The sequence below is a fragment of the Oceanicaulis sp. MMSF_3324 genome, assembly GCF_030733545.1.
In the GTDB taxonomy this organism is placed as follows: domain Bacteria; phylum Pseudomonadota; class Alphaproteobacteria; order Caulobacterales; family Maricaulaceae; genus Oceanicaulis.
Map to the genome: position 1 here is coordinate 549,923 of NZ_JASHIU010000001.1, position 11,133 is coordinate 561,055.

Annotated in this window: 9 protein-coding genes; 5 read left to right on the plus strand and 4 right to left on the minus strand. The window is 64.9% G+C overall.

Annotation, left to right across the window (positions count from 1 at the left end; translation table 11 throughout):
- Window positions 1-35 precede the first annotated feature (35 nt).
- The 4 genes from ccoP to ccoN are packed head-to-tail and all read right to left on the minus strand — an operon-like array spanning window position 36 to window position 3,613.
- Window positions 36-998 (minus strand): cytochrome-c oxidase, cbb3-type subunit III, encoded by a 963-nt coding sequence (gene ccoP / locus RBA95_RS02680; protein WP_306015259.1) that lies wholly within the window; start codon window positions 996-998, stop codon window positions 36-38.
- Window positions 991-1,179 (minus strand): cbb3-type cytochrome c oxidase subunit 3, encoded by a 189-nt coding sequence (locus RBA95_RS02685; protein WP_306015260.1) that lies wholly within the window; start codon window positions 1,177-1,179, stop codon window positions 991-993. The genes ccoP and RBA95_RS02685 overlap by 8 nt, the downstream gene beginning before the upstream one ends.
- Window positions 1,180-1,185: 6 nt before the next feature.
- Window positions 1,186-1,944 (minus strand): cytochrome-c oxidase, cbb3-type subunit II, encoded by a 759-nt coding sequence (gene ccoO, locus RBA95_RS02690; protein ID WP_306015261.1) that lies wholly within the window; start codon window positions 1,942-1,944, stop codon window positions 1,186-1,188.
- A 10-nt stretch (window positions 1,945-1,954) separates the two neighbouring features.
- Entirely contained in the window at window positions 1,955-3,613 is a 1,659-nt protein-coding gene (gene ccoN, locus RBA95_RS02695) for a cytochrome-c oxidase, cbb3-type subunit I (protein WP_306015262.1), read from the minus strand.
- Window positions 3,614-3,801: 188 nt separating this feature from the next.
- Here ccoN and RBA95_RS02700 point away from each other — a divergent pair, with 188 nt between their 5' ends.
- The 5 genes from RBA95_RS02700 (at window position 3,802) to ileS (ending at window position 11,124) form a co-directional block, all read left to right on the plus strand.
- Window positions 3,802-4,518, plus strand: a complete 717-nt coding sequence (locus tag RBA95_RS02700) for a sulfite exporter TauE/SafE family protein (RefSeq protein WP_306015263.1) — start codon at window positions 3,802-3,804, stop codon at window positions 4,516-4,518.
- 218 nt (window positions 4,519-4,736) lie between these two features.
- Entirely contained in the window at window positions 4,737-5,714 is a 978-nt protein-coding gene (locus tag RBA95_RS02705) for a homoserine dehydrogenase (RefSeq protein WP_306015264.1), read from the plus strand.
- On the plus strand, window positions 5,711-6,661 hold the full coding sequence (locus RBA95_RS02710) for an alpha/beta fold hydrolase (protein WP_306015265.1): 951 nt from the start codon (window positions 5,711-5,713) through the stop codon (window positions 6,659-6,661). Before RBA95_RS02705 ends, RBA95_RS02710 begins: the two co-directional genes overlap by 4 nt.
- Window positions 6,654-7,799, plus strand: coding sequence for a PLP-dependent aspartate aminotransferase family protein (locus RBA95_RS02715; protein WP_306015266.1), 1,146 nt, complete (start codon window positions 6,654-6,656; stop codon window positions 7,797-7,799). Before RBA95_RS02710 ends, RBA95_RS02715 begins: the two co-directional genes overlap by 8 nt.
- 157 nt (window positions 7,800-7,956) lie before the next feature.
- Window positions 7,957-11,124 (plus strand): isoleucine--tRNA ligase, encoded by a 3,168-nt coding sequence (ileS, locus tag RBA95_RS02720; protein ID WP_306015267.1) that lies wholly within the window; start codon window positions 7,957-7,959, stop codon window positions 11,122-11,124.
- Window positions 11,125-11,133 lie beyond the last annotated feature (9 nt).

Genomic DNA, 11,133 nt, shown 5'->3' on the forward strand with positions numbered 1-11,133 from the left:
TGGCGCTTGATAGTCGGACCCGTGCGGGCGCGCCCCTAGCGCCCCGCCTCCTGGGTGTTGATCACATCAGCCGCACTGGCCTCTGTGATGGTCTCGCTTTCACCGCCGCCCAACAGGTAGACGTAAGCGGCGAGGGCGGTGATCACTTCCTCGTCCAGACGGCCTTCCCAGGCCGGCATCATGCCGTAGGGACCGCGCCAGATCGTATTGTAGATCTGGTCGCGCGTGCCGCCGTACAGCCATTCCTGGTCCGTCAGGTTCGGCGCGCCCTGGGTGCGGTCGCCCCGACCGTCAGCGCCATGGCAGGCCGAACACTGGAAGTCGAAGATTTCAGCGCCCATGGTCTGGCCCGCCTCGGTCGGCTCGATCATGTCAGACAGGGTCATGACGTAATCGGTGACCGCCGCGATCTCTTCACGGTTCAGAAGCTCGTCGCGGCCATAGGCCGGCATTTGCGAGAAGCGGGTGTCGGGATGGCTCTCCCAGCGGATGCCCACATGCAGGGTGTGCCGGATCTCGTCGAACGAGCCGCCCCACAGCCAGACATCGTCATTGAGGTTGGGATAGCCGATGAAGCCCTGGCCGCCTGCGCCGTGGCAGGTGGCGCAATTGTCGCCGAACGCCGAGGAACCCGCCGCGAGGGCGAAGTTCAGAAGGTCCGGATCCGCCTCGATGGCGCTGATGCCGCCGGTGTCCGCCGCCTCGGTGAGGCGGGTGAACATGGGCGCGCGGCTGGCTTCCAGCTCGGCGACCGCAGCGGCCACATTGGCCCGTTCGGAGTGATCACGTAGGCCGCGGGTATGCCCGTCCATGCCCGGCAAGGCGGGCCAGGCCGGCATGAAGATCCAGTAGATCACCGACCAGACGATGGAGGCGTAGAACACCCACACCCACCAGCGCGGCAGCGGGTTGTCTAGCTCCTTGATGCCATCCCATTCATGGCCCGTGGTGTCCACGCCGCTATAGGCGTCGACGTCTTTCTTGTGCTCGTCAGCCATGTTTGTCCTCCGTGGCCGAGGCGGCGTCCGGGCGTGCATCGTCTTCGAGCGGCACGCGCGCGGCGTCGTCAAACTTGTCCTGGTTTTTCGGCCAGAGGGCGTAGACCAGCACGCCGGCGAAAAGCGCGACGAAGCCGATCAGCCCCCAGGTCTGTGCGAAGCTTGAAAGCGTTTCGTACATGACGGCCTACCTCAGGTTCTCGTCGGCGTCGGCCTCATAGGTGGAGAAGTCCACCATGGTGCCGAGCACCTGCAGATACGCGATCAGGGCATCGAGTTCGGAGATCATCTCCGGATTGCCGTCGAAATCGCGGATCGGCGCGCCCGGATAACGGGCCACGAAGGCGTCATAGCTGGCCGAGAACGGATCGAGCTGGGCTTCCAGATCGGCTTCCGCGTTCTCGATCATCTCGTCGGTATAGGGCACGCCCAGCCGGCGCAAGGCCCGCAGGCGACCTTCCACGACTTCGGTCTCGAGCCGCGTGGTCTCCAGGAAGGCGTAGGGCGGCATGATGGATTCAGGCACCACCGAGCGCGGATCGCGCATGTGGTCGCGGTGCCATTCGTCCGAGTACTTGTTGCCCACCCGGGCGAGATCCGGCCCGGTGCGTTTGGAGCCCCACTGGAAGGGGTGGTCGTACATGCTCTCGGCCGCGAGCGAGTAGTGGCCGTAACGCTCCACCTCGTCGCGCAGCGGGCGGACCATCTGGGAGTGGCAATTGTAGCAGCCTTCCCGGATGTAGATGTCCCGGCCCATCAGCGCGAGCGGCGAGTAGGGGCGCACGCCCTCCACTTCCTCGATGGTTTCATCGAGATAGAAGAGCGGGGCGATTTCCACCAGGCCGCCAATGGAGACGACAGCCAGAACGCCCACGGTGAGCACCAGCGAGTTCTGCTCGAGAACCTTCTTGTGCCAGCCCCAGATCGGATTTTGTTTTTTCGCCATATCCGCCTCCCTATTCGGCCGGTTGGATAGCGGCGGACTGCGGGTTCACCGCGTCCTCGGTATCAGCGACATCGCCCTTGATGGTCTTGTAGACATTCCAGGCCATCAGAAGCGCGCCAACGAGATACATCAGGCCGCCCAGTGCGCGGATGATGTAAGAGGGATGCATGGCCTCGACCGTCTGGACGAAGGAGTATTCCAGGAAGCCCAGCGAGTCGTAGGAGCGCCACATCAGACCCTGCATGATCCCCGACACCCACATGGAGGTGATGTACAGAAGGATGCCTAGGGTCGCGATCCAGAAGTGCCATTCGATGAGGGCGCGCGAGAACATGCCCTTGCGCTTCCACAGCCAGGGCACCAGGCAGTAGATCGCGCCGAAGGAGATGAAGCCCACCCAGCCCAGGGCGCCCGAATGCACGTGGCCAATGGTCCAGTCAGTGTAGTGCGACAGCGAGTTCACCGCGCGGACCGACATGACCGGGCCTTCAAAGGTCGACATGCCGTAGAAGGCCACCGAGACGACCAGCATGCGGATCACCGGGTCGGTGCGCAGCTTGTCCCAGGCCCCTGACAGGGTCATCAGGCCGTTGATCATCCCGCCCCAGGACGGCATCCACAGCATGATCGAGAAGGTCATGCCCAGCGTCTGCGCCCATTCCGGCAGCGCCGTGTAGTGCAGGTGGTGGGGGCCGGCCCAGATATAGATGAAGATCAGCGCCCAGAAGTGGATGATCGACAGGCGGTAGGAATAGACCGGCCGCTCGGCCCGCTTGGGGATGAAGTAGTACATGATCGCCAGGAAGCCGGCGGTCAGGAAGAAGCCCACGGCGTTGTGCCCGTACCACCACTGGGTCAGGGCGTCCTGCACGCCCGAGAAGGCGGCGTAGGAGCGCGAGCCCAGGAAGGAGACCGGCATGGCCAGATTGTTGACCACGTGCAGCAGCGCGATGGTCACGATGAAGGCCAGATAGAACCAGTTCGCCACATAGATGTGCGGCTCCTTGCGCTTGGCCAGCGTGCCCAGGAAGACCAGCAGATACGCCACCCACACAATGGTCAGCCACAGGTCGGCGTACCATTCAGGTTCGGCGTATTCCTTGGACTGGGTGATGCCCAGCAGATAGCCCGTGGCCGCGACCACGATGAACAGCTGGTAGCCCCAGAACACGAACCAGGGCCACACGCCGCCGGCGAGGCGGGCGCGGGTGGTGCGCTGGACCACGTAGAAGCTCGTCGCGATCAGCACGTTGCCGCCGAAGGCGAAGATCACCGCGCTGGTGTGCACCGGACGCAGGCGACCGAAGTTGAGCTGGGGCAGCGCGTCCCAGGACAGAAGGGCCGGCCAGGCGAGCTGGCAGGCGATGATCACCCCGACCAGCAGGCCCGCGATCGCCCAGAACATGGAGGCGACCACGCCGTACTTGACGATGGTTTCGTTATACTGGGCCGGGTCGCGTTCGACCCCGCCGCTTGAATAAACGCCGACCATGCCGAACAGGCCCAGCACGAAGCCGAGCCCGATCACCCAGGCGTGAATTCTCATATTGGCGTCTGCGCCACTGGCTGCTGCAAACAGCGACCAGAGGGCGCCCAGCAGCAGAATGCCGCCGACAATCATAGCATTGGCGTCTAAGCCGGTTTTGGGTCGTCCCGCGAGCGCGGTCATTTCGCCCCTCCCTGATGAAGGCAATGTCCGTGCGTGTCATCGCTGGGAATGAGGCGACATGAAAGTATGGCAATATGCCTCAGCGCGAATTCCAGCGAGCCCGCATTATGGTCCATGCCTGTGAGCATGCCTTGTTTTCCTTGGGGTTTTCCAGAAAATTCCCTACAAAAATTGTGGATGGCGACACGTTGACACACCCTGGCATGGATGTCGGCCCGCTCCTGGGCGGGCGGATGGAGATTGACTTTCTGGCCGGCCTGATCGCGGGACTGTCCACCAGCGCCCATTGCCTGGCCATGTGCGGCGGCATCGCCGCGGTGATCGCTCTGGGCGCGGGCGACAGGCAGACAGGCGTGGGGATCAGGGGGTCACGCCTGCTCGTGGCCCAGCTCGCGCGGATCTCATTGTATCTGATGCTGGGCGTAATCGCCGGCGCGATTGGCTGGGGCCTGCAGGACTCCCGTCCGCCCGCTGCCTTTCAGGATGTGGCGCGGTACCTGTCCGCCCTGGTGCTGGTCGCCGCCGGGTTTTCCGTCATGGAGATCCCGATTTTCGGCGGCGAGGTCGGGCGTCTGGGCGCGCGTCTGGCGGCCCCCATCACCAAACGCCTGCACCATCTGCATCGCTTCGGTCCGGTCGGGCTTGGTCTGGTCTGGGGGCTGATGCCCTGCGCCATGATCTATCTGATGACCTTCTATGCCGGGCTGACGGGCTCACCGGTCCAGGGCGGTCTCGTCATGGCCGGGTTCGGGCTTGGAACCGTGCCGGCGCTCCTGGCCGTGGGTCTGGGCGCGGGGGCGTTGCAAAGCCTCGCGCGTTCGCTCTGGCTTCGGCTTGTGGCTGGTGGAGCCCTGTTCGCATTGGCGATCTGGACGGTTCTGACCCCGGGCATGCACGCCCTGTAAGAAAGCGGTTGACCACATATAAAGATATCCTTATATCTCACTACGCGCCGATTTGAGCTTCAGCTTGCGGGCGCGGAACAAGTGCGGCTAAAGCGAAGCGTCGAGAATGTTTGGACCGACAGTCCCCCCGTCGCTTCTGGCGCTCTCGACGCACCGCACTCTCCTTGTTCCGCCCGGAGCGTTTTCACGCCGGCGCCTGTGAAACAAAGGAGAGCATCATGACTTATCCGGCCGTGCTGGATCGCCCCGCCTTTTCACCTGCCGCCTCGCCGGTTCGCCCCATGCGCGCGATCATGCTGGGCTGCGGCGTGGTTGGCGGAGGCGTGATCGAGCGTCTGCCGGAAGGGATTGAATTGCTGGGCATTCTCACCCGTACGCCGCGCCCCGAGGGCGTGTCGGGCTATCCGGTCTTCACCGATCCTGACGCGGTGTTCGCGCTCAAGCCCGAACTGGTCATCGAGGCATTGCCGGGCGGCGCCGTGGCCGAAGCGCTGGTCGAACGCGCCGTGCGTGAAGGCTGCCATATCGTGACCGCCAACAAGGATGTGGCCGCACGCCGGCCCGATCTGGTCGCCGAGACCCAGGCGGCCGGACGCACTTTTGCCTGTTCCTCCGCAGTGGCGGGCGGCGCGCCCGTACTTGAAACCGTGGCGCGCCTGCGGGACAGCGGCGCCAAGGTTGGCCGGGTTCGCGGCGTGCTGAACGGCACGTCCAATTTCGTGCTCGACCGGTTGTCCAATGGCCGCAGCCTCGAGTCGTCGGTCAAGGAAGCGCAGGATGCCGGGTTCGCCGAAGCCGATCCCAGCGCGGATCTGGATGGTCTGGATGCAGCCAACAAGCTGGCGCTCATCGCGCGCGAAGCCTGGGGCGTGGACCTGGATCCGGCGTCCATCCCGACCGCGTCGATCCGGGATCTGCCCGCGCATGTGCTGTATGCGGCGCGCCAGGATGGTCGTCGCATTCGCCAGGTCGGCTGTCTGACCCGGTCGGTGTCCGGCGTGCGCGCCCAGGTGCGTCTGGAGGCCTTGCCGCTCAATGATCCGCTGTCGCGGGCGCGGGCGGAAGGCAATGTCGTCGTGCTCCTGCCCGAACGCGGCGCCGAAGTCATCGTGGCGGGCAAGGGCGCTGGCCGCCTGCCCACGGCCGGCAGCCTGATCGGTGATCTCAACCGCCTCATCAAGGCGCAGCGCTCATGACCGCGACGGCCTCCTCCACAGCCGAGCGATGTCGCACGGCGCAATGGCGCGTGCAGGAATTCAGCTGCGGCTTTGAACGCCCCCATGGCGGGGGCTGGTCGGATGTGCGCGGTCGGGTGGTCGGTCCCGATGACGGGGCCGTCACCATTGTGCTGGGCGGCATTTCCGCGGACCGGCGCCTGGTCGAGGATGAAGACGGGCCGGGCTGGTGGTCAGGCGTGGCGGAACCGGGCGGGGCTCTGGACCCGACCCGCCGCCGTCTGGTCTCGATGGATTATCTCGATGACGCCGCCGAGCCTTTTCCCACCGTGGACGATCAGGCTGCTGCGGTTCTGATGCTGGCGGATACGGCGGGAATTGATCGCTTTGCGCTGGTCGGCGCCAGCTATGGCGGATCGGTGGGGTTGAGCCTGGCCGCCATGGCGCCCGACCGGGTGAGCCGACTTGATCTGTTGTGCGCCAGTGCAGGCGTGCATCCCATGACCCAGGGCTTGCGGGCGATCCAGCGCGAAATTCTCAAACTGGCTCTGGATGCGGGCCAGGGCGCGCGCGGCGTGGACATCGCCCGGCGCCTCGCCATGACGACCTATCGCACGCCCGAAGAGTTCGCTCGCCGCTTCGGCCCGGATGGCGAGCCGGGCGGGGTGGAGGCCTATCTGGCGGCGCGGGGCGCGGACTATGCCCGGACGGTGACGGCGGAACGCTTCCTGTCGCGCCTGGCGTCCATGGAGGCGGCGGCGCCGGACCTGTCCCGGATCACCTGCCCGGTGAACCTTTTGGCGTTCACGTCTGATGCGCTGGTGCCGCTGGACGAGATCGAGGCGACCCGCAAGGCGCTGACGGCGTGCGACACCCGGCTGACGGTGCATGACACGCCTTTCGGCCATGATGGCTTCCTGAAGGAGACCGCGCTCGTGAACGCCTTCCTGGAGGGACGGCATGACTGAGTTTCGCACGCGGGCGGTTCGCGCCGGGATCGATTGTGATCCGGGCCATGGCGCCGTTGTCGCGCCGGTCCAGATTTCCAGCGCCTATCGGCGGGCCGATCCGGCCCAGCCCGGCGCGTTCGATTATGCCCGTACTGGCCAACCCGGTCGGGCTGAACTGGCCACCGCCCTTGCAGCGTTGGAAGGGGCCTCCGGCGCGGTGGTGGCCAGTTCGGGAATGGCGGCGATTGATCTGGTGCTCAATCTCCTGCCCAATGGGGCGCGGTTGATCTGCGCCCATGATTGCTATGGCGGGACGCGGCGCCTGATGGATGCGCGCAGCCAGCAGCGCGGCTTCGACCTTGTCTATGTGGATTGCACCGATGATGCGGCGCTCGAAGCGGCGCTGTGGGACGGCGCCGATCTCGTCTTTCTGGAAACCCCGTCCAATCCGCGCCTGCGCCTGACCGATCTTCGCACGGCTTGTGTGCGGGCCAAGGCGGCGGGGGCGATCACCGTGGTGGACAATACGGTTCTGTCCCCCGCGCTTCAGCGTCCGATCGAGCTGGGCGCGGATCTGGTGGTCAGCTCGCTGACCAAGATCATCAACGGCCATTCGGACATGGTGGGCGGCGTGGTGTGTGCGGCGGACCCGGATCATGTGGAGCAACTGGGCTGGTGGGCCAATGCCGCAGGGGCTGTGGGCGGCGCGTTTGACGCCTTTCTCGTCATGCGTGGCCTGCGCACCCTGCCGGTTCGGGCGAAGGCGCAATCTGAAAGCGCGCTCGACATCGCAAAACGCCTCGCCGCCCACCCCAAGGTGGCGCGCGTGGACTATCCCGGCCTTGAAGATCATCCCGGTCACGCCATCGCCAAGGCCCAGCAGGACGGCTTCGGCCCGCTTATGAGCCTAGAGCTGAAGGGCGGGGCGGAGGCGGCGCGCCGGTTCGTGCTCTCGCTTGAACTGTTCATCCTGGCCCAGTCGCTGGGCGGGGTGGAAAGTCTGTGCGCCATTCCCGCCACCATGACCCATGCCGCCATGACGCCCGAGGCGCGCGAAGAGGCGGGTGTTGCCGATGGACTGGTGCGTCTGTCGGTTGGTCTCGAGGCGGCGGATGACCTCTGGGCCGATCTCGAACAGGCGCTGGACGGGCTTTAGCGCCCCTGCGCCTTGACCCTCGCGCGCGCAAGGGGTACCGCCGCATGTTGACTGCACTTGTCTGGTGCAGGGCTTCCTCCGTCAGTGGCATTGTCGCAAGACGCGCCGGTCAGAAGGCGTGGGGAAGCCGTCAGAAACATGTGAGACGAGGATCGATATGGCCGACGCGACCAAGAGCGACGCCCAGAAGGCTGAAGGCGCGAGCGAGCGCCGTTTTCCCGCTGTCCCCGGACCGTCGGAGCTGCCCAAGATCGATGCCGAGATTCTCCAGTTCTGGAAGGCGGACGGCACCTTCCAGGCGTCGATCGACGAGCGCCCCGAAGACGATCAGTTCGTCTTCTATGACGGCCCGCCCTTCGCCAATGGCCTGCCGCACTATGGGCACCTCCTGACCGGTTTCGCCAAGGACGTGATCCCGCGCTTCCAGACCATGAAGGGCAAGCGCGTCGAGCGTCGCTTCGGCTGGGACACGCACGGCCTGCCGGCTGAACTGTCCGCCGAGAAGGACCTTGGCATTTCCGGGCGCAAGGCCGTCCTGGAAATGGGCATCGACAAGTTCAACGCCGCCGCGCGCGCGGGCGTGATGAAATATGCCGGCGAGTGGGAGGACTATGTCACCCGCGCCGCGCGCTGGGTCGATTTCGAGAACGACTACAAGACGCTGGACACCGGCTTCATGGAAAGCGCGCTGTGGGCGTTCAAGCAGCTTTGGGACAAGGGCCTCGTCTACAAGGATTACCGCGTCGTGCCCTATTCCTGGGCCGTGGAATCCCCGCTGTCGAATTTCGAGACCCGTCTGGACAACTCCTACCGCAACCGCACCGACCCCGCGGTCACCATCGGCTTCGAGCTGAAGGACGGGCAGGGCGAGCTGTCGGGCGCGAAGATCCTGATCTGGACCACCACGCCCTGGACGTTGCCGTCGAACCTTGCTTGCGCGGCGGGCGCAGACATCACCTACGCGATCATGAAGAAGGGCGAAGAGCGCTTCATCCTGTCGGTGAACGGGCTGGAGAAATACAAGAAGCAGCTCGAGGGCGCCGAGCAGGTCGGAACCGTGAAAGGCTCCGAGTTGGCGGGCCTGAAATACCACCCGCCGTTCGATTATTTCGTCGGCTGGGAAAACGCTCACCAGATCCTTCTGGAAGACTTCGTCGTCGATGAGGACGGCACCGGCATCGTGCATATGGCGCCGGGCTTTGGCGAGGATGACCTCAATGCCTGCCGCAAGGCGGGCATCGCCGTCGTCGTGCCGGTCGATCAGGCGGGCTGCTACACGTCCCAGGTGCCGGATTATGAAGGCATGCTGGTGTTTGACGCCAATAAGCCGATCATCCAGCGCATGAAGGAAGAGGGCAAACTCTTCCGCCATGACACCTATGACCACAATTATCCGCACTGCTGGCGGACGGACGAACCGCTGATCTACAAGGCGGTGGACAGCTGGTATCTGAAGGTGTCGGACTTCCGCGAGCGGATGGTTGAGCTGAACAAGGAGATCAACTGGTCTCCGTCTCACGTCAAGGACGGCATTTTCGGCAACTGGCTCGCCGGCGCGCAGGACTGGAACATCTCCCGCTCGCGCTTCTGGGGCACGCCGATCCCGGTCTGGGTGTCGGATGATCCGAACTATCCGCGCGTGGATGTCTATGGCTCCATCGAGGAGCTGGAGGCGGAGTTTGGCGTCAAGGTCACCGACCTGCACCGGCCCTATATCGACGAGCTGACCCGTCCGAACCCGGATGATCCCACCGGCAAGTCCACCATGCGCCGTGTCGAGGACGTCTTCGACGTGTGGTTTGATTCCGGTTCCATGCCGTATTCGCAGGTCCATTATCCGTTCGAGAACAAGGACTGGTTCGAGGCGAACTTCCCCGCCGACTTTATTGTCGAGTATGTCGCCCAGACGCGCGGCTGGTTCTACACGTTGATGGTGCTGTCGACGATGCTGTTCGACCGGCCGCCCTTCAAGAACGCGATCTGCCATGGCGTGGTGCTCGACGAGAACCGCCAGAAGCTGTCCAAGCGCCTGCGCAACTATCCCGACCCGATGGAGTTCTTTGACCAGTACGGCTCGGACGTGATGCGCTGGTTCCTGATCTCCTCTCCCGTTCTGACGGGCGGGGATCTGCTGGTGCCCAAGGAGGGCCGCGAGATCGCTAGCGTGCAGCGCGAAGCCATTGCGCCGCTTTTGAACGCGTATTCCTTCTTCTCGCTCTACGCCAATCTCGAGGATCGCCAGCCGCAGATCATCACCTCGGCGACCGATCCGCTGGACCGCTATATCCTGACCAAGACCGGCGAGCTGGCGAACGCGGTGAACGCGGCGCTGGAAGGCTATGACGTGCCGCGCGCCTGCAAGGAGGCGACGGCCTATTTCGACGCGCTGACCAACTGGTATATCCGACGCTCGCGCGCCCGGTTCTGGGGCTCGGAGGATGAGGCGGCCAAGAACGCGGCGTTCGACACGCTCTACACCGTGCTTGTGAAGGTGAGCCGCATCCTGGCTCCGCTGCTGCCGATCACCACCGAGAAGGTCTACAAGGCGCTGACCGGCGACCGCTCGGTGCACCTGACCCTGTGGCCGCAAGCAGACGAGTTCCCGCAGGACCATGATCTCGTCCATGCCATGGATCTGGTGCGCGATGCCTGTTCGGCGGCGCTGGCGGTGCGCGAACGCGCCCGTCTGCGCGTGCGCCTGCCGCTGAAGACCCTGACCATCGTGCATGCGGATTCGGCCGCGCTCGAGCCGTTCGCGGACCTCATCCGTGACGAGGTCAATGTGCGAGGCGTGGCGACGTCCACCGATCTGGACGCCTATGGCAAGGTGGAGCTCAAACCCGATCCGCGGATCGGCAAGCGTCTGGGCAAGGCCATGAAGGATGTCATGGCGGCCTCGCGCTCAGGCGAATTCACGCTGAACGATGACGGCACCGCGACCGTAGCCGGCCAGATCCTGGCCGCCGAAGAGTTCACCATGCGCGTCGTCACCGATGAGGGTTCGGACGCGGAACCCTTCGCAGGCACCGGCGCCATCGTGCTCGACACCTCCGTGGACGCGGATCAGGAACGTGAAGGCCTCGCTCGTGACCTGGTGCGCGCCGTTCAGACCGCCCGCAAGGAGGCGGGTCTGGAAGTGTCGGACCGCATCGCGCTCGGCATTGGCGGCGGTGAAGCGGTGAAAGCGGCGCTCGACGCCCATGGCGACTTCATCAAGGACGAAACGCTCGCTGTGAGCCTTCAGCCTGAAGCCGGTGAAGGCTTTGTCAGCGAAACCGAGATTCAGGGGGATGCCGTGCGCATCTCCGTGGCGAAAGCCGGCTAGGACGATATT